General features: G+C 43.8%; 23 protein-coding genes, 2 tRNA genes, 1 other RNA gene and 1 pseudogene. 6 read left to right on the top strand and 21 right to left on the bottom strand.

Annotated features, from left to right (window positions below; all coding sequences use genetic code 11):
• Positions 1–288, top strand: a pseudogene (locus tag ACPW7N_RS18755) (hypothetical protein); the annotation flags it as partial.
• Here the strand turns inward: ACPW7N_RS18755 and ACPW7N_RS18750 are convergent.
• Complete coding sequence (locus tag ACPW7N_RS18750; protein ID WP_425652627.1) at positions 275–457, bottom strand: hypothetical protein; 183 nt, start codon at positions 455–457, stop codon at positions 275–277. The pseudogene ACPW7N_RS18755 and the gene ACPW7N_RS18750 overlap by 14 nt on opposite strands.
• A gap of 111 nt (positions 458–568) precedes the next feature.
• On the opposite strand from ACPW7N_RS18750, the gene ACPW7N_RS18745 reads away from it, so the two are divergent.
• Entirely contained in the window at positions 569–997 is a 429-nt protein-coding gene (locus tag ACPW7N_RS18745) for a DUF4870 domain-containing protein (RefSeq protein ID WP_425652626.1), read from the top strand.
• Between the two features lie 52 nt (positions 998–1,049).
• On the opposite strand, the gene mnmA is transcribed toward ACPW7N_RS18745, so the two are convergent.
• The 6 genes from mnmA to dinB all read right to left on the bottom strand — a co-directional run bounded on the left by mnmA (position 1,050) and on the right by dinB (position 8,831).
• Complete coding sequence (gene mnmA, locus ACPW7N_RS18740) at positions 1,050–2,150, bottom strand: tRNA 2-thiouridine(34) synthase MnmA (protein ID WP_425652625.1); 1,101 nt, start codon at positions 2,148–2,150, stop codon at positions 1,050–1,052.
• 126 nt (positions 2,151–2,276) lie between these two features.
• Positions 2,277–3,146, bottom strand: coding sequence for a DegV family protein (locus tag ACPW7N_RS18735; RefSeq protein ID WP_425652624.1), 870 nt, complete (start codon positions 3,144–3,146; stop codon positions 2,277–2,279).
• Positions 3,147–3,165: 19 nt separating this feature from the next.
• Positions 3,166–4,782, bottom strand: a complete 1,617-nt coding sequence (locus ACPW7N_RS18730; protein WP_425652623.1) for an ABC-F family ATP-binding cassette domain-containing protein — start codon at positions 4,780–4,782, stop codon at positions 3,166–3,168.
• Between the two features lie 281 nt (positions 4,783–5,063).
• The gene (locus ACPW7N_RS18725) at positions 5,064–5,687 is read right to left on the bottom strand and encodes a LysE family translocator (RefSeq protein ID WP_425652622.1); all 624 of its coding nucleotides are present in this window, start codon (positions 5,685–5,687) and stop codon (positions 5,064–5,066) included.
• Positions 5,688–5,793: 106 nt separating this feature from the next.
• Complete coding sequence (locus ACPW7N_RS18720) at positions 5,794–7,698, bottom strand: ABC-F family ATP-binding cassette domain-containing protein (RefSeq protein WP_425652621.1); 1,905 nt, start codon at positions 7,696–7,698, stop codon at positions 5,794–5,796.
• A 71-nt stretch (positions 7,699–7,769) separates the two neighbouring features.
• The gene (dinB, locus tag ACPW7N_RS18715) at positions 7,770–8,831 is read right to left on the bottom strand and encodes a DNA polymerase IV (RefSeq protein WP_425652620.1); all 1,062 of its coding nucleotides are present in this window, start codon (positions 8,829–8,831) and stop codon (positions 7,770–7,772) included.
• Between the two features lie 246 nt (positions 8,832–9,077).
• Between dinB and ACPW7N_RS18710 the strand changes: the two genes are divergently transcribed.
• The 3 genes from ACPW7N_RS18710 to ACPW7N_RS18700 all read left to right on the top strand — a co-directional run bounded on the left by ACPW7N_RS18710 (position 9,078) and on the right by ACPW7N_RS18700 (position 11,858).
• The gene (locus ACPW7N_RS18710) at positions 9,078–10,544 is read left to right on the top strand and encodes a radical SAM protein (RefSeq protein ID WP_425652619.1); all 1,467 of its coding nucleotides are present in this window, start codon (positions 9,078–9,080) and stop codon (positions 10,542–10,544) included.
• Positions 10,545–10,562: 18 nt separating this feature from the next.
• Positions 10,563–11,027, top strand: coding sequence for a hypothetical protein (locus ACPW7N_RS18705; protein WP_425652618.1), 465 nt, complete (start codon positions 10,563–10,565; stop codon positions 11,025–11,027).
• Between the two features lie 219 nt (positions 11,028–11,246).
• Entirely contained in the window at positions 11,247–11,858 is a 612-nt protein-coding gene (locus ACPW7N_RS18700) for a DUF3298 and DUF4163 domain-containing protein (protein WP_425652617.1), read from the top strand.
• A gap of 78 nt (positions 11,859–11,936) precedes the next feature.
• On the opposite strand, the gene ffs is transcribed toward ACPW7N_RS18700, so the two are convergent.
• Positions 11,937–12,030, bottom strand: an RNA gene (gene ffs / locus ACPW7N_RS18695) — signal recognition particle sRNA small type.
• A gap of 183 nt (positions 12,031–12,213) precedes the next feature.
• On the opposite strand from ffs, the gene ACPW7N_RS18690 reads away from it, so the two are divergent.
• On the top strand, positions 12,214–12,921 hold the full coding sequence (locus ACPW7N_RS18690) for a Crp/Fnr family transcriptional regulator (RefSeq protein ID WP_425652616.1): 708 nt from the start codon (positions 12,214–12,216) through the stop codon (positions 12,919–12,921).
• Positions 12,922–13,002: 81 nt separating this feature from the next.
• Here ACPW7N_RS18690 and ACPW7N_RS18685 read toward each other — a convergent pair whose 3' ends face one another.
• The 13 genes from ACPW7N_RS18685 to ACPW7N_RS18625 all read right to left on the bottom strand — a co-directional run bounded on the left by ACPW7N_RS18685 (position 13,003) and on the right by ACPW7N_RS18625 (position 23,272).
• On the bottom strand, positions 13,003–13,578 hold the full coding sequence (locus ACPW7N_RS18685; RefSeq protein ID WP_425652615.1) for a thioredoxin family protein: 576 nt from the start codon (positions 13,576–13,578) through the stop codon (positions 13,003–13,005).
• A 28-nt stretch (positions 13,579–13,606) separates the two neighbouring features.
• Positions 13,607–13,759, bottom strand: coding sequence for a YycC family protein (locus ACPW7N_RS18680; RefSeq protein WP_425652614.1), 153 nt, complete (start codon positions 13,757–13,759; stop codon positions 13,607–13,609).
• A 22-nt stretch (positions 13,760–13,781) separates the two neighbouring features.
• Positions 13,782–15,479 carry a sensor domain-containing protein gene (locus tag ACPW7N_RS18675; RefSeq protein ID WP_425652613.1) on the bottom strand — a complete coding sequence of 566 codons (1,698 nt, stop codon included), beginning with the start codon at positions 15,477–15,479 and terminating at the stop codon, positions 13,782–13,784.
• 164 nt (positions 15,480–15,643) lie between these two features.
• Positions 15,644–15,853, bottom strand: a complete 210-nt coding sequence (locus tag ACPW7N_RS18670) for a hypothetical protein (protein ID WP_425652612.1) — start codon at positions 15,851–15,853, stop codon at positions 15,644–15,646.
• 78 nt (positions 15,854–15,931) lie between these two features.
• Entirely contained in the window at positions 15,932–16,387 is a 456-nt protein-coding gene (locus ACPW7N_RS18665; protein WP_425652611.1) for a DUF420 domain-containing protein, read from the bottom strand.
• A gap of 3 nt (positions 16,388–16,390) precedes the next feature.
• Positions 16,391–17,188, bottom strand: coding sequence for a cytochrome c oxidase assembly protein (locus ACPW7N_RS18660; RefSeq protein ID WP_425652610.1), 798 nt, complete (start codon positions 17,186–17,188; stop codon positions 16,391–16,393).
• A gap of 186 nt (positions 17,189–17,374) precedes the next feature.
• Positions 17,375–17,653 (bottom strand): cytochrome C oxidase subunit IV family protein, encoded by a 279-nt coding sequence (locus ACPW7N_RS18655; RefSeq protein ID WP_425652609.1) that lies wholly within the window; start codon positions 17,651–17,653, stop codon positions 17,375–17,377.
• 3 nt (positions 17,654–17,656) lie between these two features.
• Positions 17,657–18,274 carry a cytochrome (ubi)quinol oxidase subunit III gene (locus tag ACPW7N_RS18650; protein ID WP_425652608.1) on the bottom strand — a complete coding sequence of 206 codons (618 nt, stop codon included), beginning with the start codon at positions 18,272–18,274 and terminating at the stop codon, positions 17,657–17,659.
• The gene (gene ctaD, locus ACPW7N_RS18645; protein WP_425652607.1) at positions 18,275–20,119 is read right to left on the bottom strand and encodes a cytochrome c oxidase subunit I; all 1,845 of its coding nucleotides are present in this window, start codon (positions 20,117–20,119) and stop codon (positions 18,275–18,277) included.
• Between the two features lie 12 nt (positions 20,120–20,131).
• Positions 20,132–21,148 (bottom strand): cytochrome c oxidase subunit II, encoded by a 1,017-nt coding sequence (gene coxB / locus ACPW7N_RS18640; protein ID WP_425652606.1) that lies wholly within the window; start codon positions 21,146–21,148, stop codon positions 20,132–20,134.
• A gap of 503 nt (positions 21,149–21,651) precedes the next feature.
• Positions 21,652–22,887 (bottom strand): RCC1 domain-containing protein, encoded by a 1,236-nt coding sequence (locus ACPW7N_RS18635; protein WP_425652605.1) that lies wholly within the window; start codon positions 22,885–22,887, stop codon positions 21,652–21,654.
• Positions 22,888–23,043: 156 nt separating this feature from the next.
• Positions 23,044–23,119, bottom strand: a tRNA-Thr gene (locus ACPW7N_RS18630).
• Positions 23,120–23,195: 76 nt separating this feature from the next.
• Positions 23,196–23,272: transfer RNA gene (locus ACPW7N_RS18625), tRNA-Asp, on the bottom strand.
• Between the last annotated feature and the right edge of the window lie 20 nt (positions 23,273–23,292).

The raw sequence follows: 23,292 nt of genomic DNA, 5'->3' as shown, positions 1-23,292 counted from the left end.
TGGGTTATAAAGCATGCTGGCCATGTATTAATCACAAGCGGGGTGCTACAGATTTGGGTAGGAGGATGGTCTGTCTTTACTCCCTGGATTCTGTCATCGCTCGTCATTATTTTGGGAGCGCTATTTTTTATTGCTCGGGCATTCACGCCGATCATCAATGCATTGCTGGAAAGTGGCGATACTGACATCCAACCGCTCATCTTTCGTCTGGCCAGGGCATCTTTTTTGTATGCACTGATTATGATTTTTGTTGGATACTTAATGTTAGCCAAACCTAGTCTATGGTAGACTCATCATCCTCCATATTTTCCATTTCACTAAGTTTAGCTACCATATATGTGAAACTGATATAAAAGACGTCAGCAATAAATGTATTGAACGCATGAACCCAAAGTGAGTTCAAGGCATAGGCAAAAGCGATACCTAGTCCGATCACGAACAAACCAAACTGGAACATTCCTTGTTCACCTTCCTTCTTTGTAGTCCTTACTATCACTTTATCCTTTTTCAATAAAAAGTTCACGAATTTTTCACAATTTCCATTAAAAACTTTTCGCTACAATTTGACATGTTGTCAGTCAAAGGTCGGATGTACCCTACCACCCGCAGGCGGTTATCAAAAAAAGGAAATAGTAGTATACTGTGGTCAATAGAAATTTATCGGAAATGGGCGATGATTATGGATTCACGAGGGATTAAACTCATTATTCACGCAAGTACTTTTTTTGCTCCTATATTAGTACCACTCCTCATTTGGTTATTCCTTAAGGATCATGAGAGAGAAACAAAGAATTTGGCAATGGAAGCGATGATTTTTCATATCGTGATCAGCTTCTGCATCTGGGTGTCAGCGTTGCTTTCATTCCTGCTGATCGGAATTCCGTTCCTCATTGTATTTTTGGTTATAGGCTTATTCTATCCAATAAAAGGGATTGTTTACGCATTGCAGGATCGAACTTTTCATTATCCGATCATTGGTTCGCTTTTAAACCGCTAATTAAGACAAAAAAAACCATCGTGAAATTGCTCACGATGGTTTTTCTTTGTTTTTAGCTGTTTTTACGTACGATATCAATCGTTCCTCCACCCAGACATACCTCGCCATCATAAAAGACAACGGCTTGCCCTGGAGTGACTGCTTTTTGTTGCTCATCAAAAATAACTTCGCAACGGTTTCCTTCCAGTGGACGCACAATAACTCCCTGATCAGGCTGACGATAACGGAACTTTGCCGTACATCTGAATTCACCTTCTGGTTTCTGTGCACTAATCCAGTTCACATTAGTTGCAATCAAGCTGGTTGAGAATAGACGTGGATGAGATGAACCTTGGGCAACCAGCAACACATTGCGCTCCAGGTCTTTGTCAACAACAAACCATGGCTCGGCTCCGCCAACTCCCCCACCAATACCAAGTCCTTGTCGTTGGCCCAGCGTATAGTACATGAGTCCGTCATGCTCTCCGATTTCCTGACCATCAACTGTTTCAATTTTTCCCGGTTTTGCAGGCAAGTAAGTGCTCAAGAACTCTTTGAAATTCCGTTCACCGATGAAACAGATTCCTGTACTGTCTTTTTTCTTCGCAGTTGCTAGACCTGCTTGTTCGGCAATTTCTCTCACCTGTTTTTTTGGCAGATGTCCGATCGGAAACATGGTTTTCGCTAACTGATCTTGTCCGAGGGCATTGAGGAAATAAGTCTGATCCTTGTTATCGTCAACACCACGCATCAGCTTGTACTCCCCGTCGTGAAACTCGACACGGGCATAATGACCGGTAGCAACGTAATCTGCACCAAGACTTAGCACCTTGTTGAGGAACTCGCCAAACTTGATTTCACGATTACACATCACATCCGGGTTTGGCGTTCTGCCATTACGATACTCGTCGAGAAAATACTGAAACACTTTATCCATATATTCTGTTTCAAAATTAACGGTATAGTAAGGGATACCAATCTGATCGCAAACACGGCGCACGTCCTGGAAATCTTCTTCGGCCGTGCAATGTCCTGTCTCATCGGTATCATCCCAGTTTTTCATAAATATGCCGATCACATCGTAACCTTGTTGTTTCAATAGATACGCAGTTACGGAGGAGTCGACGCCGCCTGACATTCCTACAACTACTCTTGTATCTTCTGGTCTTTTCATAACATACGATCCTCTTTTCTGTATTGCTGTCTTACCAACAATTCTTTAAGCTTACCACATTTTAAACAATATATCATACATTGTGTTGACTGTGCATGTAGCAGAAAAAACCACCGCTGGGGTGGTTTATTGCAATTGAAACGGTTTGTCTATTTTGTACCACGTAAGACCAATTGTTCCTTCGCCGGTGTGTACTCCAACGATAGGACCCAAATAGGAAACGTGAAAGTGAAGATGAGGATAGGTTTCTTGCAGTTCTTGCTTCCAAGTATTCGCATCTTCCCAAGCATTCGTATGAATAATCGAAACCTGCATCTGAACTCCACTTTTCGCATCATCTTCGAAAAGCTCAAAAATTCGATTCTTCGCTTTCTTCGCTTTCCGCACTTTTTCCACCGTAATGATTTTACTATTTTCATAGGAAACGATCGGTTTGATCTGTAGCATACTTCCCAATACATAGGCAATACCACTTACCCGTCCACCACGGTGAGCAAGCTCCAGGTCCTGAACCATGATATAACTGCGAATCTGAGGGGGAATGGTGCGCAGATAATTGGCAATCTCATCACGAGACTTGCCCTCTCGCTCCAGCTCCATTCCCTCAAAAATCATGGAAGCCATCGTGAATGCTCCCATCCAGGAGTCAATTACCTGGACATTGAAGCCGGTAATCTCTGCTGCCATCAAGGACGATTGGAAGGTTCCACTTGTTCCGCTTGCCACGTGAATTGCAATACCATACTCATACTCTTCTTTCAGCTTTTCATACAAAGCGACGAAGTCACCAACGGCTGGTTGAGAGGTCTTTGGCAATTCCTTGGTTTTTTTAACCCGTTCAAAAAACTCTGGTGCTGTTATCTCTACATCTTCTTTATAACAGGTCTCTCCAAAGATGACGTACAGTGGAACAACATGGATATGATGCTTCTCCAACAATTCCTTATCCAGATATACCGTACTGTCTGTTATCCATGCAATCTTCTTCTGTTTCACGTGAACACCCCTATTGATACTAGACGGTATACATAGTCTGACGAAGTTGTTTGATATCGTCATTCTCCAGGTATTCGTCGAAACTCATTTGACGGTCAATGATTCCTTTTGGCGTAATCTCAATGATGCGATTTGCGATTGTCTGTACAAATTGATGGTCATGAGAGACGAACAGCATCGTTCCATCGAAATCAATCAGACCATTATTTAGTGCAGTAATTGACTCCAAATCCAAGTGGTTGGTCGGTTCATCGAACAATAGCACGTTGGCACCGCTCAACATCATGCGTGACAGCATGCAACGAACTTTTTCGCCCCCGGACAATACACTTGCTTTTTTCAGGGACTCTTCACCAGAGAACAGCATACGTCCAAGATAGCCTCGAACGAATGTCTCGTCTTGGTCTTTTGAGTACTGTCTCAACCAATCTACAAGATTTAGGTCTACATCGAAATACTCTGCGTTGTCTTTCGGGAAATACGTTTGAGTTGTTGTCACACCCCAAGTGAATTCACCTTCATCTGGAGTCAGTTCACCCATTAAAATCTTGAACAAGGTTGATTTCGCAAGTCCATTTGGTCCTACTAGGGCAATCTTGTCGCCTTTGTTTACCGTTAAATGAAGCTTGTCGAAAACTTTCTCCCCATCAATGGTTTTCGAAAGATTCTCGATGCCGAGGATATTTTTGCCCGCTTCCCGATCCGGTTTGAAGTTGATAAATGGATACTTGCGGTTTGATGGTCTGATGTCATCCAACGTAATTTTATCAAGCATTTTCTTACGAGAAGTTGCCTGTTTGGCTTTACTTGCATTGGAGCTGAAACGAGCGATAAACTTCTCGAGCTCCTTGATTTTCTCTTCTTTTTTCTTGTTCTGGTCTCTCATCAATTGCAAGGCAAGTTGGCTGGATTCGTACCAGAAATCGTAGTTACCAACATAGATTTGAATTTTGCCAAAGTCAATGTCAGCAATATGCGTACATACTTTATTCAAGAAGTGACGGTCATGGGATACTACAATGACAGTCTTTTCATAGTTCATCAAGAAATTCTCAAGCCATTGGATTGACTCCAGGTCCAAGTGGTTCGTCGGCTCGTCTAAGAGCAGGTTGTCAGGATTTCCGAACAACGCTTGCGCCAACAAGACGCGGATTTTTTGGTTACCATCGAGTTCTTTCATTTTCTTGTCGTGCAAGTCTCTTGGGATACCAAGACCGATGAGCAACTCACCTGCATCGGATTCAGCCATCCAGCCATTCAATTCATCGAACTCGCCTTCAAGATCGGCTGCTTTGATACCATCTTCATCAGAGAAGTCTTCTTTCATATAGAGAGCGTTTTTCTCTTCCATGATTTCATAGAGACGAGCGTGACCCATAATTACCGTTTTCAACACTTCGACCTCATCGAATTCGAAATGGTTCTGCTTCAAGACAGCAATCCGTTCCCCTGAAGAAACGATTACTTCTCCGTTGCTTGGCTCAATTTCGCCAGACAGAATTTTGAGGAATGTCGATTTACCGGCACCGTTTGCTCCGATCAAGCCGTAGCAGTTGCCTGGAGTAAACTTGATATTTACATCTTCGAAAAGAGCGCGTTTGCCGTATCGTAACGTAACGCCATTTGTACTGATCATTAGTTGGTTACCTTCCTTTATTCAATTTATATAAAAACAATCTCATTTCTGCGACAAATCTTTCTGCTGCAGAAATTGTGCTACATTTTTTAACCCATAGTGTTGAATTATAGCATATCTTTGACCCTTCAGGTAGCGAAATAGGCAAAAATACACATGGAATTTAACATACCAACAGTTTTTTCCAAACTCACGTGACGTATATCACGAAATAGACCAATATCTTGAAACAACAGGAAAATGATCGTTCTTTAAAAAAGAAAAGGACCCGAATAATGGTCCTACTTTTGGCTAAAGGCAATTTTTAATCCTATTATTGCGTAAAGAGACCCTTGAATAATGTTAATCTTCTTAGATAATGATGGATTTTTTCGTAGAAAATAACCTACTTTTCCAGCAAACATGCTTATAAAAGTAAAAATGACTAAAGTTTGGACCAGAAATATGATTCCATAGACAAGCATTTGTATGGAAGCATTACCATTTTCATAATTTATAAACTGTGGGAAGAATGCCAGAAAAAACAAAGAAACTTTTGGATTTAAAAGATTCATTATTATTCCTTTTTTGTATAAAGATTTGTAGTCTAAAGTGTCCTCGTTAGTAAGGTTAATACTCGAACTTTTTTCACTAAACGACTTATATGCTAAGAATAACAGGTATGCTGCTCCTGCATATTTTATTACTGTGAATGCTAAAGCTGATTGATAAATTACTGCTGAAATTCCGATTGTCGCAGTTGTTATATGAACTAATAATCCTGTACAAAGCCCAAGTGTAGTAAAAATTCCTGCATATTTCCCTTTTGCTATACTCTGTGCCAAGGTGAACAAATTATCTGGTCCAGGCATAAGGGTAAGAACTATTGCTGCACCCAAAAAAGATGTAACAGATAGAAAGTCCATATTTATCCCCCCGCTTACATTTAAAGCGAATATTAACACAAACTTAAGAAGCCAGTCTAACACTTTATTTTCGTGTTTTGACTGGCCTTTTTGAACAGTTACATTATCATTGATTCAACTCTTCTACCAGGATGGAAAGCTCTGTCCAGCGGTCCATCAGTTGTTCCAACAGACTGGTGAGTTGTTGTTCCTCTTCGAACAGCTTTTGCACTCGCTCAAAGTCACTGCCTGCCGTTGCTATCTGCTGTTTCACCGCTGCGATTTTCTCTTCGACCTCAGCAATTCGCCCTTCGATTTCATCCCAATCCTTTTGGTCTTTGTAGGAAAGCTTGCGTGTCCGGTTCTTGTTTCGTCCTTTGTCTGCGTTGTCTTCTTGCTGAACCGTTTTGGCAACTTCTACTGGCTTGCTGTCTTCTTCTGCCTTCCTCACGTCCAAATACTCGGAGTAATTGCCTGTGAAACGACGAATCTTTCCATCTTCGAAAGCAAACAGATGCTCAACTGTTCGATCCAGGAAGTAGCGGTCATGCGAAACCGTGATGACAGCACCCGGAAAATTCTCCAAATAATCTTCGAGCACAGATAACGTCTGAATATCCAAATCGTTCGTCGGCTCGTCTAATAACAAAACATTCGGCTCCCCCATAAGTGTCCGAAGCAGATAGAGCCTGCGTCGCTCGCCGCCTGACAACTTGGCAATCGGCGTCCATTGCTGATGGGGAGGGAATAAAAAGCGCTCGAGCATTTGCGAAGCCGTAATTGCCTGACCATCGACGGTGTAGATTACCTCTGCTGCTTCCTTTATATACTCAATCACTCGCAGCTTATCGTTCATCTCGACACTTTCTTGTGTATAATACGCCAGCTTTACCGTTTCACCAATTTCGATTGTTCCTGCATCGGGCATTGTTCGGCCTGCAAGCATTTGCAACAGAGTTGTTTTTCCGCTTCCATTGGGACCGATGATACCTACCCGATCACCGGGGACCACGATGTAACTGAAATCATTGATAAGCTGACGAGCTTCAAATCCTTTGCTCACGTGTTCCAGTTCAATTACTTTTTTGCCAAGTCGGCTCGCACCAACAGCGATATCAAGCTTTTCTTGTGGCCCTGCGACTTCACGAGATTGAAGCTCTTCTGCACGCTGAATTCTCGCTTTCTGCTTGGTAGTCCGAGCTTTGGCACCTCTTCTCAACCACGCCAGTTCACGGCGAAGCAGGTTTTGGCGCTTGCTCTCCGTTGCCGCTTCCTGCTCTTCTCGCTCTGCTTTTTTCTCCAAAAACGTACTGTAGTTGCCTTCATAGCTGTACATCTTTCCCCGATCAATCTCGAGGATCCGATTGGTCACCCGATCAAGAAAATAACGGTCATGTGTAACCAGAAGCAGACATCCCTTGAACCTGGCAAGATACTCTTCCAGCCACTCTACCGTCTCATTGTCAATATGGTTCGTCGGCTCATCCAGAATAAGCAGATCAGCCGGTTGTATCAGGGCACTTGCCATCGCTACCCTCTTTCGTTGACCACCCGACAATTCGCCTACAGCTTGCTGGAAGTTCGTAATTCTCAGCTTGGTCAGAATGGACTTGGCAGAGGTACTGGCATCCCATGCGTCATGAATGTCCATTTGCTGCTGCAAGTGCAGTAACTGACGTTGTTTTTGCTCATTATTCGGGTCAACTTCCAGTTCACTCACAGCCTGTTCATACGCACGCATCGTTTTCATTAACGGAGAATCTCCATGAAACACTTGCTCCAAAACGGACGATGTAGGATCGAACTCCGGTGTTTGCGGTAAAAATTCAATACGAAAATGATTGGCATGCGTAACCTTCCCTGCGTCCGCCGTCTCTTTGCCCGCCAATATTTGCAATAACGTCGATTTTCCAGTTCCATTTACACCGATAATGCCAATTCGCTGTCCTTCCGATATCGCAAAAGAAATATCCTTAAAAAGCACTTTCTCCCCGTAGCTTTTAGTTAATCCTTCAGCCGTTACGACGTTCATCTTTTCATCTCCTCTACGAAACCCACCCGCAGTTGCTTGGGTTGCCCTCGGGCATGACCCCACCTAAATTACTAAAAAAATCGCAATTGTTCATAACGCTCTGTTTGAGTAGAAACAAAATTGGAAAAGCCCACTCCCACTAGACGAATCCCGGATGAATAATCAAAAAAGTCGACCAGCTTCTCCAGAAGGGTGTCGCACTCATTCGGATAATCAATCCTGCACTGTTTGCTTCTCTGTGTGAAATCAGCAAATTTAATCTTAAGCGTCAACGTCTGTGGTTGTAAACCATCAGTCTGAATTTCTTCCAACACTTCTCCCAGCAATTCGGAAGCAATCAGTAACACAGACTCACGTTTAGTTTCATCAACCGCAAGCGTCGTTTCTCGGCTTACTGATTTGACGGGCCGATTCATGATGATTTCCCGATGATCGATACCTCTTGCCATAAGATATAATGACTTGCCCATTTTACCAAACATCCGAAAGACTTCTTCCTCTGTTAAACTCCAAAAATCCTCGACAGTATGGATGTTTCGTCTGCTCAGCAATTCCAGTGATTTCTTCCCTATACCATGTATGACACCTACTGATAAAGGACGAAGAACGTCCAACACTTGATGAGGACGAATCACCACGAATGCGTCCGGTTTCTTCAGATCACTGGCGATTTTGGCTAACGACATATTCTCAGCAATTCCGATGCTGCAAGTAAGTCCCGTTTCACGGTGGATCCGATCCTTAATCTGTCTTGCAACGGGAATGACATTATCAATGTGGGACATGTCCAGATAAGCTTCGTCCAAACCCACTCTTTCATACAAATCGGTGTATTGAGAATAGACCGCTTTTATTTCTCGTGATTTTTCTTCATATCGAGAAAATCGTGGCTGCACGTAAATTCCATGCGGGCACTTTTTCTTGGCCAAGGTGATCGGCATGGCTGATCTGACACCATATTTTCTCGCTTCATAACTGCAAGTGGCGACCACACCCCTATTGTCTGTACCTCCTACGATTACGGGTTTACCTCGGTACTTCGGCTGATCCAATTGTTCTACACTCGCATAAAACGCATCAATATCAAGATGCAAGATTGCCCTTCTACGTACATTATTTTGTGTACAATTCATTTAAATTCCTCCAACTCTATAAATCCAATAAGGAAGAGTTAGATTAGTAGTTTGGATCGCTCTTTCGTATACATAATTATCCTTCATATTAGCATACACTTGTTCGTATTCAAACAAAGCGTTTATTTTTTTTAGAACTGGTACAAACTACAAATGGATATTTTTACCAAATCACTTATGCATTCAGAGGTAATCTTTGCCAATAATATGTTGTAGCTTTATGCGAGCAGAAAGGGGAATAGCGATATGGAAGTCCCGAAAGAGATATCTCGATCTTCACCCGAGTATGAGTACGACCTTTCCACAGTACTTGTGAAAGCTGGGACCCTATATGAGAAGTGCCTCGGGAGTGAATGGCTCCTTTTTGCCCCCGATTGGCCCGGTTGGCCTGTGGTCGTAAACGATTCAATTCACGAACTGCTGGACCAGTTTCAGACGCCCTCTACGGTTGGTGACGTGCTTGCACGTTTTGCAGAGTGCGACCTTGTGCACCATGGTGCCACTGACCTTAGGCATCTCGTGAATGCTATCGCCTTTTTAGAGGACGGAGGCTTCCTACGAACCGGAGTGACCAACTTTCCTTATCTTTTACCCTCAGGCGAGCCGTCGTCCCCCAAGTCGATGGAAGTGTGGCTACACGTCACGAATGCATGCAACTTAGCCTGCACCTATTGCTTTGTGCAGAAGAATGACGCGGAGATCATGCATGATTCGGTGTGCGATGCTACCGCAGAAAAACTTGCACGCACCGCAATCTCAAATCAACTCGAGAAAGTGACAGTCAAATTCGCCGGCGGAGAGCCGACGCTGGCCATGCCTATTGTCGAACGCTTTTGGGCCCGCTTCGAGGCGGCTCTTGCAGGCACTGGTATCAAGACGCATGCGGCTTTGCTGTCAAATGGGACTAAGATCGATGACCGAGTCATCGCCTTCCTACGCCGGCCGAATTCGAGCATTAGCATCTCAGTCGATGGATGCGGTGATGCTCACGACCTCAATAGACGAACCAAGGGCGGCTCGCCGACTTGGCTTCGCATCGTAAAGAATATCGATCGACTTCAAAATAATGATATATCACCTTATATAATGGCCACCATAACCAATGGATCACGGCAAGGCTTGCCCGAGTTGATCCGCTGGGTGTTCTCACGGGGTCTACAAATACGACTAAGCGTAGTCCGGGAGCTTGGCTGCGGTCCGGATGCCGACAGCCAAGCGTTCGCCGAAAGGATGGGACATTCTTTCAATGACGCCTTTTCGTTGCTGGAAGCCGAACAGGTCCTTTTCGACCCACGCCTCGACCTGCAGATATGTGAACTGCGATTTGACCAGCCCTCGTCATGGGTCACTTGCGGAATCGGTTTGAACCATTTGGTGGTTAGAGCAGACGGCACGCTCGTAAGCTGCCCGATGACTGTCAACAATTTGGGGCATACAGCCGGTGATGATCTGCTTGCGACATGCCGAAGCACGTTTCCGTTCAAGCCGAGTGAATCACGAGAAGGCACCGATGGGGCGGAATGTCTATCCTGTCGATGGTTCCCTGTTTGCGCTGGAGGTTGCCCCGTGAACAACGAGAAAACGCGTGGACACCCTTTCGCACGTTCACCGCTCTGCTCATTTTACCAAACGGTGATTCCCAGATATCTTGACCTATTCGGGCGAAAGCTTCAGGAAAGGTCTGCAAGAGGAAAGAGGGCACAAATAAACTAAAGAGAAAGAGGCAGAAAAATGGAGAAGCAGAGCAAGCTCCGGAAAACGATGGAAAGCCTGTCGAGTGCTGGTCTTGTTATTTGCGGCAGGTTGTTCGAAATAGATGATGAATCCTTAACTGTCCATGCAGACAATGCACATTATGAAGTGCTTCTCGAATACATTGCGAATGCAAATGAGCTTGCAAGCGCCAAGCAAGGAGATAAGGTCGAGGTGCTGGTTTTGCCAAACGCAACAATAGTCGAGAAACGGCTCATTAAGGTGAACATGCCCGGTATCATCACCAGTGAAGTTTTCTGGGATTGTTTTGATGATTCGTCGGATGTGTCAGAATCGGCGAGGGATGTTATCGCCCGTTGTGAGTGTAGCCGGTGTGTCACTGATTGTAGCCGCTGTCTCTGTGATCATGACTGCAGCCGATGCACCGTCAGGTCCGAGCAGCCTTTTGCACCACGAGCGGGGTTCCGGAGGATCCGGCGGTGATCATCTACTTCGATTGCCTCGAACAAGTTGCAAAAAAGACATCTGCCTCATTTTTTTAGAGGACGGATGTCTTTTTTTACAGCGAATATGGTCATAGCGCTTTACATTTCCATGCCATGCAGACCCGAGGATATAGCGACATCATACTCACCTTTCGCCCAGCATTCGAATACCTTGCTAGTATGAACAAAGACAGATGTCAGCGAGGTGATGATAATCATGCCTGAAGCCAGTACCCGTGCAACGATTCTGGAAAAACGCTACGAACGTCCCCGCCTGCACTTGCGCTATCCAAAGATTCAGGGGCTGTCCAATCCGTTCGCAGAGCAAAAAATAAATCACACCATTCAACAGCTTCTGTTTTCATTAATTCGTGACCAGGGTTATGCCAATCCAGTAACAGATATAACTGCAACATACAAGGTTCGGCTTAATAAAAATGGAGTTCTCAGCATCACATACGAAGTCTATTCCTATACACAAGGCGCTGCGCATGGACTAACGGTGATGAAATCAACCACCTTTCAGCTAGAAACAGGCAAGTTGGTTTCGTTCGAGAGCTTGTTTAAACCGAATAGCAAGTATCGATCAATAATCAATGCGAAAATCAAATCAGAAACAAAAGAGAATCAAGTCCCTCTCATCAAAGAATTCGTAACCATTTCACCTGATCAGGATTATTATCTGACAGATGATGCATTGATCGCATACTTTCAATTATATGAATACACCTCTTATGCGTATGGTTTCCCTGAATTTTCCATTCCCTTTTCGTACCTGAAACCTGTCATTAATCCATATGGACCCATCCCGAAAATAATGAGAAGTTAATGCGATACCAGAACAACCGCAGTGGCAAAATACATGAAAAAAGCCCATTCTACGTTAGTAGAGCGGGCTTGTCTGTTTTATGTAAGTGGGGCACACAGAAAAAATCCCCTTATGGCTGCTTCCTTCCGGACCTGACCAGATTCGTGGCTTTTCTGCTGCCTTGAACTTAGTATACACTTTTTAAATGAAAAAGAAAAGAGGAAGTTAGAACTACTTTCGGGAATAATAGGAACGATTATTTTTTATAAGCAGTTACCCTCTTGTGATGTTTATCACAGGCTGATAAACTTAGCTTAATAATAAGAAATATTTTTAATAAATATAGGAAACTCGCATACTGCCCCGAGGTGATTATATGCCAATTACGAGTGGAACGTTCACCGATCAAATTTCTATAAGCTATATTCAGGAACTTCAGGCTCTTGGCAGCAAACGGGTTTTTCACGAATCTACCGTACTGTTCATGGATGGAGAAAAAGCTGACTTCGTCTATTTTATACATGAAGGCACTATTCAAATTACGAAGACAACGGCAAACGGGAAAGAACTGACGATTGCTTCATTCGGTGCGGGAGAACTGGCTGGCGTGTTTGGTTTGTTTGATCCTACAGTCGTTTATAGTGCCACTGGCATGACCATTAGCACTTGTGAAGTCACCGTGATACAACGGACCAATCTCGAGAAATTATTGACCCAAAATGGAGCCTTCTGCATTGAATTTATGAGATGGATGGCAACTGCCAATCGTCGGATGCAATCCAAATTCCGTGATCTTCTTTTAAATGGCAAAACAGGTGCACTCTACTCCACACTGATCCGCATGTGCAATTCTTACGGAAAAGAAGACGAGAAAGGGATTTTGATTGAACTGCCTCTAACCAATCGGGAGCTTGCTCAATATATCGGTCTAACCAGAGAAACTGTGAACCGGATGCTTGCTGAATTAAAAAAGCTGGATGTAATTGAATTGCGCCCGAATGGATACATCCTGGTCAAAGATGTCCAATACTTAAAAGATACGATTTTCTGTGACGACTGTCCACCTGATATATGTAGAATCTAAACTTTACCAAATCGCAAGTGCCCTAAAACCAAGAAAACAAGCCAAGAGTCCATTCTCTCTAGGCTTGTTTTTTTGGTTGTGTTAATCCTTTACAATTGATTGAAATAATTCTCTGCATTCCTTGACGATCACTTGCTGGTAACCAGTACCTTCTCCGTACTGCTGCAACATTTGTTTATAGGTTTCTTTCAGTTTTTCCTGGTAATCGTCAGCATTGCGATCTGGATTCTGCGCTTTAAATTGACGCATCACCGCCTGTACATGCTCTGGACGTGGACCCCATTTTCCCATAACAGTCCCCTTCTCATCCGTAATCAGCATGATCGGTATCGCTCTACCTCCCATTGTCAGGAACTGATCAATCAGGTCGAGGTGCTCTTCCATCACCATCAGTTCACAGGGGAGCTGCATTTCCTCAACCAGCCGGAAGAGTACGGGTACATTACGAATAACATCGCCACACCAATCGGCTGCGATAATTTGACTACGTAAATCGGTTCGACCACGGAACTGTTGAAAAAATTCTCGATCTTCTTCATTTTCGAACGCAAATTGATCATACCAATTTTGGAGCTGCTCCTGGTTTTTTGTCATTTGCAGAATAAAATCGCGGGATGATATACCTTTACCCAATTTCTCAGCAATTTGTACGCTCATCTACTACCTCCATTTTTTCAGGAATAAATTATTCGTTACTGTCTGGGCCTTCTTTTGAGGTAACTTCCATCAGCTTTTTCATCAAAATATGCTGAGGCATGTGCATGATCTGTTCAATGGGTACATTTAATTTTTCGGATAGCATTTTTGCTGTTTCTAATGAGATGGGATTTGGCTTCATGATGAAAACCTCCTAATACAATTTATGCGTAATCCTGAAGAAATACTTCCATTTGTTGTCGAGGGATCGGTTTTGAGAACAGATAGCCCTGCATTTTTTTACAGCCAAGCTCCCGCAATAAACTCATTTGTTCCTCTGTCTCTACACCTTCTGCAATAACTGACCGTTTCAGACTTCGAGCCATCACGATAATCGCCTTCACGATTGCAATATCATCGGGACTGTCAACAATTTCACGTACGAACGACTGATCGATTTTCAATGAATCAATCGGAAATTTTCTCAGATAACTGAGCGAAGAATAGCCTGTGCCAAAATCGTCAATCGAGATTTGTATCCCCATTTCCTTTAATTCCTGCAGCTTTTCTATGACGGTATCAACCTGTTGCATGGCCATGCTTTCGGTTACTTCCAGCACAAGGTACCTTGGGTCCAGTCCTGTTTCGATCAAGGCATTTGCCACCTGGTGGATAATGTTTTGTTGTTGGAACTGAAAAGGAGACAAGTTCACGGCAATCGGAATCTTAGGTAATCCTTGCTCTTGCCAAAGCTTATTTTGCCTGCACGCTGTTCGCAAAACCCACTCTCCAATCGGAATGATCAAGCCTGTTTCCTCTGCAATGGGAATGAATTCACCAGGAGAGACCATACCAATCGTCGGATGTTGCCAGCGAATCAACACTTCCATCGAAGTGATATTGCCTGTAATAATGTGATAAACGGGCTGGTAATACAATATAAACTCTTCTCGCTCAATTGCTTTTCGCAGATAATGCTCCATTTCCAAACGGGGGATCCGCTTGGTCTCGGGAGGCTTCACATAGTAATGATAATTGTTTTTTCCGTTTGCTTTCGCCGTGTACATCGCCTGATCAGCCTGTTTCATCAATTGATCAGCCGTAGTATCCAAATCACTGTACATCGCAATACCTATGCTAGCGGTTACATAAAACTCGTGATTGTCTATCTGGATCGGCCGCTCGATCATTTCTAAAATCTGTTTGGCAATGAGACTTACCTCATCCTGATTTTCAAACTGTCTGAGTAAAATAACAAATTCATCTCCACCTAACCGGGCAATCAACGATGGAGCACGAAAGAGTAGTTGCAACCTGGTAGCGACGATCTGTAGTAAGAGATCGCCTTTATCATGCCCCAGTGTATCGTTCACAATCTTAAATCGATCCAAATCCAGAAACATAATGGCGATATTCTCATCAGAAATTTCCGCAATGGACTTGGTCAATTCATCTTTAAACAGCCGACGGTTCGGCAATCCGGTCAGGTCATCATGATATGCTAAGTAAGCCAGCTTCTCTTCGAATTGCTTCCGTTGTGTGATATCTCTTGTCAGTGAAATGACGTGTGTGCAGATACCTTTTTCATTAAAAATCGGAGTGAGAACTGACTCTCCTGAAACTTTCCCGTTAGGCAGTGTGACGGAATCCTCGTACCAGATCGGTTTTCTCTCGGTGACCGCCTGTTGGTATTTTATCGTTAAGAAGTGAGCCATTTGGGGATTATTCACGTCTTCAAACTTTTTACCGTAGGCTTCTTCAGTTAAGCCGGAGAATTCCATGGCAGATCGATTCATTAGATAATAGCGAAATCTGCTTCCCTCTTCTACCGACATCAAAAAAACCATGTCTGATATTCCTTGACAGAAAAAGAAGAGGTCATCAGCACTGATTCCAAAATAGCTTTGATTTTGTTCCGTCATAACTATGTTCCCCTTTATTAACCCGTTCTTCCTTAATGTATCTCTATACCCAGCGATTGTCTATATGTAAACAATGATTTATAAGAAAGCCTTTTCATGAATGTTCCTGTTTTGTAAAATTTGGTAATAACAGAAAAGCACAGATAAAAATATCTGCGCTCCAGTCACTTTTTGGTTTTCTCAATGCCTTTCCCAAGCGTCAAAATACATGGTACACCATATCCGATCGCTCCTGGTTGTGCCATTCTCTCCAGATAACGTATTCCTCGCTCACATTGACGGCACTTTGCACAAACATCTGATGTTACAATCTTCATGTTTCGCTGTGCCCGATCTGCTACCTGTTTATCTTTTTTCTTGACTTTCTTTGCCATGGCTATCCTTCCTCCTTCCATATCCCTAGCTGAAATATCATATGAAGGAGGATGAGCATGGTTCCTTGAACACTTGATCTACCAGCCCAAAATGACACGGAGTAAGCTAGTTGTCTCAGTCGATGGGTAAAGCACATACAAAAAGAGGTAAACCATCACACCCGTACACGAGCTGAATATCCAGAATCCTGCTGTCAACGGCCCCCATTTTTTATGATTCGCAAATTTTCTTTTGAGAGCAAACCGAATCGTTACAATCCCAATAAAAGCGGAGATTGTCGCAAAAAGGATATGGAACAACAAAAAACCATGATAGTATTTTTTCAGGTCATCCGGCCCGCCAAACAGGGATGAACCGACTAGAATCGTCCGTGACAAATACAGTACAAAGAAACCAAGAGCAAACAGGCTTGCCAGCTTCATTGTTTTAGTGTGTTTTTCTTTCTTGCCCTGTTTGATCAGATAATAGCCATAACCAACCAGGCTGGCGCTGATGACAATGCACAATGTACTGAGAGTAGGCAATACCGCCATGAATTACCACTTCCCCTCGGGTTGATCCGGTTCTGGCGGGTTTTCCGCACGGTACCACTTGTAAAAAATCATTCCAATAACTGTTCCGTAAACGATCTCCTGTATCAGTTTCATCAACACTCCCCCTAATTGCTGATCCTCCAGAGGAGTAAACAAATTTAGAAACGGCAATGTATTCTGATAGCTTTTGTAAAGCAGATGGTCTGCAAAAATGATAAGTGCACAAGCAGGCGTCAAAAGCACTCCATTTGCAAACATATAGCCAATCTTCATCATATACGAGAGCGGTTTTCGTCCTGTTTCCGGTGCAAAAATCGGCCACCACATGCCAAACGCAGATAGCTGCAAAAGTGCGTGAAAAACGAAATGTATGAATGCATTGTTGGATACGGCATCAAAGATAAGTGGCACATGATAAAGCGAAAACAGCATATTGAAGAGCACGACCGCCAGGAGTGGACGGGTAAAAAAATTAATTATTCTTCCCCAAAGCCTGTGACGGAGTACGGTATGAATCAGATGATCGGGCAAGCCAAACAGGAGAAGGGGTGCCATGATAAAATACTGGATAGACTGCTGAACCATATGCAGACTGAATGAGTAGTGATGCCCATAAAAAGCAAGAGGGCTTCCCTGTGAGATGTACATGAGCAAGAGTCCTGTTAAAAAACTGGCTTGTTTTTGAGTAGAATCTGGCCTTATCAACGTCATATAAAGCATAGCTAGTCCAAGCGTGATGAGTATCCAGTCAGGCCTCCATAAATCCATAAATCCGTTGTCAATCGATGGATGATGATGCAACTTCTCACCTCCTGTATCACATAACGGTCATGACCGTTTTGTTGCCCGCAAAGCGGTCACATCACTTTTATGACAAGGTACCTCAGCGTAACATCTGGCATTTACTTCGGTAAAAACGTCGAGACGTTTTTCACAGAAAATAGTAAGAAAGAGGGGGACAGACGAAGCACCCCCTCCTCTGTTTTTTTACCACCACATCCAGTAAACAGCCGTAACAATTGCTGTTATGGTAACAATCGTCCCTGTCAACATCCCGATCATTGGGCCCTTATGGCCTTTTTGGCTAAAATGCATCCAGTAAAACAATTGAAAGAGCACTTGAATGATCGCAAGGACGATTAAAAATGGGATCGCAAACGATCGATCTGTCGCCATTACTGCGATAAAAGCCAATGCAGTGAGAACAATGGAGAGAATGAATGTTATCAGATGCGGTCTTGCGCTCTCATGCTTTTTGTAGCTCATCTGTCAGCCCACCTTCCCCATCAAATACACAACGGTAAAGATGAATACCCAGACCACGTCAACGAAATGCCAGTAAAGACTGGCGACATACAGCTTGGGTGCGGTAACGACCGTGATCCCCTTTTTGATCACTTGCAATTGCAATGTCAGAATCCAGCTCACCCCGAATAATACGTGGCCACCATGGAACCCGACCAAGGTGTAAAAAGCTGAACCGAACGCACTGGAAGAAATTTTATGTCCTGCGTGAACATAGTGATAAAATTCGTAAATTTCCAATGCGAGGAATCCGAGTCCAAGCAGCACGGTTACAGACAACCAAGCCTGTAGTGTCCGAATACTGTTCCGATGCATCCCCATGATGGCAAGTACACTGGTCAGACTGCTGGTAAGGAGGATGAAGGTTGATGCTGCTACGATCGGAAGCTCAAACAGTTCTTGTGCTGTCGGCCCTCCAGCAACCTGATTTCTAAGGGCAATGAATGTTGCAAACAAACTTCCGAACAGTACTGTCTCTCCCCCTAGAAACAGCCAGAATCCCAGAACTTTGTTTTTGCCTTCCAAGGTTGCTTTTTCTGGTTCATCCGGGAGAGTGGTTGATGTCAAGTGTTGATTCGCCATTTACAATCTCCCCCCTTTGTCATGAGTGATTTCATCTGCGTGTATATGATAGCCAGGGTCGTCAAAGATTGAGCGGATGAACATGCAGGTAATCGTGATTACGAGACCAATGATGGCTACCACAGTATAGTGATACATAAATCCGAAACCTGCGATAAACAGACCTACTGACATAATGAACGGCAGGATTGATGGTGAAGGCATGTGTATATCACCGAGTGGCTCGGCTGGTTTCATCGTCCGGGAGCCTTTCATTTTCTCTGTCCAAAGTGCATCCATTCCTCTGACCAGTGGCGTCTGGGCGAAGTTATACTCAGGTGGAGGAGATGGAATTGTCCACTCCAGTGTGCGTCCGTCCCACGGATCTGCCGGAGCATTCTTCGGTTTGCGATTGGTTATGAAGATATTGAGTAGGAAGGCGATCGTCCCCAAGCCCATCAAGAGTGCGCCAATTGTGCTAATCAAATTGCCCAGTTCCAGACCTTGACCTGGCATATAGGTAAATACCCTTCTAGGCATTCCGAGGACTCCAAGGAAATGCTGCGGGAAGAATGTCAAGTGGAAGCCAATGAAAAAAAGCCAGAAATTCCATTTGCCCAGCTTCTCGTCGAGCAATCTGCCAAACATTTTCGGCCACCAGTAATAAAGACCAGCGAACAAGCCGAACGCCATCCCGCCTACAATGGTATAGTGAAAGTGAGCGACGACAAAGTAGCTGTCCTGGAACTGGAAATCAGCAGGAGGCACACTAAGCATGACCCCAGTCATCCCCCCGATCACAAAGGTTGGAATAAAGCCTAGCGCAAACAGGTTCGAGGTGGTAAAGCTGATTTGTCCTCCCCACAAGGTCAACAGCCAGTTAAAAATCTTGATTCCTGTTGGCACGGCGATCAGCATCGTAGCAATCGCAAATAACGCATTGGCAATCGGTCCAATCCCAACTGTAAACATGTGATGGACCCACACCATGAATCCCAGGAAGCCGATAATGATCGTAGCGAATACCATGGCGCTGTACCCGAACAAACGCTTGCGGGAAAAAACGCTGATTACCTCCGAAATGATACCGAACGCCGGAAGTATCAAAATATACACTTCGGGGTGACCAAAGATCCAGAATAGATGCTGCCACAACACAACATTTCCACCGCTGCCTACATTAAAGAAATTCGCTCCGAACAAACGATCAAACATCAGCAGAACCAAACTAACTGTGATGGCAGGGAACGCAAACAGCACGAGTGCCGATGTGATAAAGGAAGCCCACGTAAACAATGGCATACGCATAAAGGACATCCCTGGAGCACGCATGTTGATGATCGTAACGAGAAAGTTAATCCCGCCAATCAATGTACCGATACCAGCAATCTGCAAGCCTAACACATAAAAATCTACACCAAATTCGCTGAACCTGTTCGTCGATAAAGGAGTATACGCCGTCCACCCAGCATCAGGTGCGCCTCCCAAAAACCAGCTTGTATTCAGCAGCACTCCCCCTGCAAAGAACAGCCAGAAACCAAGTGCATTGACAAACGGGAAGGCCACATCCCGCGCGCCAATTTGCAAGGGTACTACCGCATTCATCAGGGCAAAAATGATCGGCATCGCTGCCAAAAAGATCATTGTGGTCCCATGCATGGTCAGCAATTGATTGAAGGTAGCAGCTCCCACAAATGTATTATCTGGATACATAAGCTGAAGTCGCATTAAAAGAGCTTCCAGACCTCCGATGAGAAAGAAGAATCCTCCCGCTATCAAGTAAAGAATTCCTATTTTTTTATGGTCAACAGTTGTGAGCCAATCCCACAAGCCACTGCGTTGCTTTCGCGCATGATGAGCAGTCACGGTTTTTCCCTCCTATTCCTTGCTTTTTAATGAGCCTAAATATTCGACTACTGATGAAAGTTGTTCCGGAGTCAATTGCACTTGTGGCATTTTATTACCCGGCTTCACTTCTTGAGGGTTCCTGATCCACTTTTCCAATTCTTCTTTATTGTTTGTTTTAATCCCGACTACCAGTTCACGATCACCGAAATTCGTCAGGTTCGGGCCAACTTTTCCACCCTGCCCACCAATAGCATGACAGCCTATGCAACTTTTTTGGAATACTTGTTCACCTTGCTTTGCTTGAGCTGAGAGCTCGGTTACGGCAGGCTTCTTCATCTTATTCACCCACTTGTCGAACTCTTCTGGCGAGACAGCGATCACTTTGAAGTCCATTAAGGCATGTGATGTCCCGCAAAGCTCCGCACATTTCCCTTTGTACGTTCCTGGTTTGTCTGCTTGTAGCCACATGGTATTGGTCATACCCGGATTGTTGTCGGTTTTACCACCAAGCGCAGGAACCCAGAATGAGTGAATTACATCAGCCGAGGTAAGTTCGAATTGAATTTTCTTACCAACAGGAATATAAAGTTCTTGGGCAGTAACCACTCCGAGCTTGGGATACTCAAACTCCCACCAGAACTGATGACCTGTTACTTTTACAAGAACTGCATTTTGATCATTACTGTGATTTTTAGCTAGCTTAAACGTGGAAGAAACAGTAGGCACTGCAATAATGAGCAGCAGAATAAGTGGTATTACCGTCCAAATAATTTCTAATTTATGATTTCCCTCTACTTGAACAGGCAGTTCGGTTTGCCCTTCCCTTTTCCGGAAACGAATAATGACATAGAAAAAAATAGTTATTACCACTAAGAAAACACCAATCATGATGTAAAGCGCCAGCTTCATCAGGAACAGTTGTTCACTCGCTACTGGTCCCGACGGCTCAAGTGTTGACAAGTATGGGTCTCCACACCCTGTCGTCAACAAAACCAGCCCAAGGAAGACAGGCAGTAGACGATACAAGTGTTGCCGCTGAATATTCATGTCCTTTAACCCCTCTTTCTTCGTAGTAATAGAACTTTACTCTATTAACTTACTAACTATGCTTACTCATTCTCTGGATGCTCTTTTACCTACTTATGTCCCGTTTTCTTGTTTCATTCCTGTCCGTTAATCTCTTATTTCATGTGTTTACCTTGTTTATGTGTTTTATGGCAGGGAATCAGTTTTATTCACGAAAGATGTTGAATATATATGAATCACAAAGCAAACAAGCCATCGAGACAGGCAGGTGCGGCTCATGCAATCACCCGTTCAGCTTCAAGGTTATCGTCGCAAAAAAAAGTACTGGAAATTTATTGAGATCAGTGGATATTACTTCTTGTTATCACTAGTTGGGCTGTTTTTTTTCTTTGTATTTTTTGGAATACTCAAAATTTTAACCTTGTTTTTTCCTTGTCATTAATTAATTTCCCATGCAAAAAAGCCCTCAGATAGGTTCTCTGAGAGCTTTCATTTTTCTTGGTAACATTAGTTCATTCTATGATTTATTTCTTAATTGGAGTCAGTTGCAGCTTCGATTGAATCGGATAGGTTTCACCGAATTTTGTTGTTGTCCCATTACCAACTACACCATGTTCATTATTTCCCCAAATCCACAGAGTACCATCTTGTTTGACTGCGATGGTCGCCTGATTACCTGAAGAAATAACTGCAACTTTCGTCATATTTTTCACTTGTGTCGGAAAGCTTCTTTGCTCTTTGGTGCCGGTACCCAACTGACCAACGCCATTATCTCCCCAAGCAAATAACGTTCCATCCTTCTTCAGTCCTATCGTAAATCCTTCACCTACAGAAAGAGAAGTAAAATCCTTTAGACCATTTATTTGAATGGGAATGTAATGATCGACTTTCGTACCGTCACCTAGTTGTCCCTGGCCATTTCTGCCCCAACCCCAAATGGTTCCATCTGCTTTCACGGCAAAGGCATGTGCAGGGCCTGTATAAATTGCTTTGACACCTGTTAACACTTTGATTTGAATAGGCACTGTACGATTTAATCGGGTAGTGTCTCCACATTGTCCTGTTTGATTACCACCCCATGCCCAAACTGTGCCATCTTTCTTCAAAGCTATTGTGTAATTGCCCGCAGCGGAAATTGCTACGACGTCTTTTAGCGATTTTACTTGAATCGGCTTGGAGCTGTTTAGCATCGTTCCATCGCCAAGCTGTCCAAAGTTGTTAATTCCCCACGCCCAGACCGTACCATCTTTCTTTAAGGCAACCGTATGAGTCAATCCCGCTGAGATCGAGGTAACATCCTTCAAGTTGGTTACAGCTACCGGAATGAAACTATTGGATAAGTTCCCACTTCCAAGTTGACCTTGTCCATTCATTCCCCATGAAACAAGCGTGCCATCCTGTTTTAGGGCTACGGCATGTGTCTTGCCTGTAGTTACTGCCTTGATGTTCACTAGTCCTTTTACCTGAGCAGGCACCTGACGGCTAATGCGGCTAGCATCACCAAGAGTTCCACGTTCATTATTCCCCCACGCCCATACCGTACCGTCTTGTTTTACGGAAAGCGCATAATCATTGCTCATATCAATCATAGAAGTTGTCAAAGCGACAGTGTTCACTGGATTTGCAACAGTCGGCGTATTGGCAAATGCGATTCCATTGAGCATATTGGATGCAGAGAACGAAGGCGTCAGCAATAACGCTGTAACAACGAAGGGTATAGCGATTTGTTTTTGAAATGACTTGAATACTGCAGGTTTCATGATAATCCCTCCCGACACATACTATACCTTCTTATCCAAGTTGTTGCAAATAATTTCATTATTGGAAAGATCATCGAAAAAAAGATAGAGCAATTGGCCCTATCTTTGTACGTACATATGTAGATATTTCAGTAGATACTCTTGTTTTGAAAAATCTGGTGCCGGCGATAGGACTTGAACCCACAACCCCCTGATTACAAGTCAGGTGCTCTACCAATTGAGCTACACCGGCATAAATTAGAATGTGTACTTGCACTTTGCGAAGGTAAACCTGGTTCGATTGAGAGAAACACAGTTACTTCATGGAATGGCGGAGCTGACGGGACTCGAACCCGCGACCTCCGGTGTGACAGACCGGCGTGAACTCCAACTTCACCACAGCTCCATTATGTAATTGCAGGTAAT

Origin of the sequence: Brevibacillus nigriterrae, from assembly GCF_049846925.1 — a bacterium.
Lineage (GTDB): Bacteria > Bacillota > Bacilli > Brevibacillales > Brevibacillaceae > Brevibacillus_H.
Note: the sequence above shows the minus strand (reverse complement) of the source record. Positions and strands in the feature narration are given on the sequence as shown.

Coding starts and splice junctions, on each gene's coding strand:
- ACPW7N_RS18750 (WP_425652627.1), bottom strand. CDS start 457: ATGTTCCAGTTTGGTTTGTTCGTGATCGGACTAGGTATCGCTTTTGCC.
- ACPW7N_RS18745 (WP_425652626.1), top strand. CDS start 569: ATGTTGTCAGTCAAAGGTCGGATGTACCCTACCACCCGCAGGCGGTTA.
- mnmA (WP_425652625.1), bottom strand. CDS start 2,150: ATGAAAAGACCAGAAGATACAAGAGTAGTTGTAGGAATGTCAGGCGGC.
- ACPW7N_RS18730 (WP_425652623.1), bottom strand. CDS start 4,782: ATGATCAGTACAAATGGCGTTACGTTACGATACGGCAAACGCGCTCTT.
- ACPW7N_RS18725 (WP_425652622.1), bottom strand. CDS start 5,687: ATGGACTTTCTATCTGTTACATCTTTTTTGGGTGCAGCAATAGTTCTT.
- ACPW7N_RS18720 (WP_425652621.1), bottom strand. CDS start 7,698: ATGAACGTCGTAACGGCTGAAGGATTAACTAAAAGCTACGGGGAGAAA.
- dinB (WP_425652620.1), bottom strand. CDS start 8,831: ATGAATTGTACACAAAATAATGTACGTAGAAGGGCAATCTTGCATCTT.
- ACPW7N_RS18710 (WP_425652619.1), top strand. CDS start 9,078: ATGGAAGTCCCGAAAGAGATATCTCGATCTTCACCCGAGTATGAGTAC.
- ACPW7N_RS18705 (WP_425652618.1), top strand. CDS start 10,563: ATGGAGAAGCAGAGCAAGCTCCGGAAAACGATGGAAAGCCTGTCGAGT.
- ACPW7N_RS18700 (WP_425652617.1), top strand. CDS start 11,247: ATGCCTGAAGCCAGTACCCGTGCAACGATTCTGGAAAAACGCTACGAA.
- ACPW7N_RS18690 (WP_425652616.1), top strand. CDS start 12,214: ATGCCAATTACGAGTGGAACGTTCACCGATCAAATTTCTATAAGCTAT.
- ACPW7N_RS18685 (WP_425652615.1), bottom strand. CDS start 13,578: ATGAGCGTACAAATTGCTGAGAAATTGGGTAAAGGTATATCATCCCGC.
- ACPW7N_RS18680 (WP_425652614.1), bottom strand. CDS start 13,759: ATGAAGCCAAATCCCATCTCATTAGAAACAGCAAAAATGCTATCCGAA.
- ACPW7N_RS18675 (WP_425652613.1), bottom strand. CDS start 15,479: ATGACGGAACAAAATCAAAGCTATTTTGGAATCAGTGCTGATGACCTC.
- ACPW7N_RS18670 (WP_425652612.1), bottom strand. CDS start 15,853: ATGGCAAAGAAAGTCAAGAAAAAAGATAAACAGGTAGCAGATCGGGCA.
- ACPW7N_RS18665 (WP_425652611.1), bottom strand. CDS start 16,387: ATGGCGGTATTGCCTACTCTCAGTACATTGTGCATTGTCATCAGCGCC.
- ACPW7N_RS18655 (WP_425652609.1), bottom strand. CDS start 17,653: ATGAGCTACAAAAAGCATGAGAGCGCAAGACCGCATCTGATAACATTC.
- ACPW7N_RS18650 (WP_425652608.1), bottom strand. CDS start 18,274: ATGGCGAATCAACACTTGACATCAACCACTCTCCCGGATGAACCAGAA.
- coxB (WP_425652606.1), bottom strand. CDS start 21,148: ATGAATATTCAGCGGCAACACTTGTATCGTCTACTGCCTGTCTTCCTT.
- ACPW7N_RS18635 (WP_425652605.1), bottom strand. CDS start 22,887: ATGAAACCTGCAGTATTCAAGTCATTTCAAAAACAAATCGCTATACCC.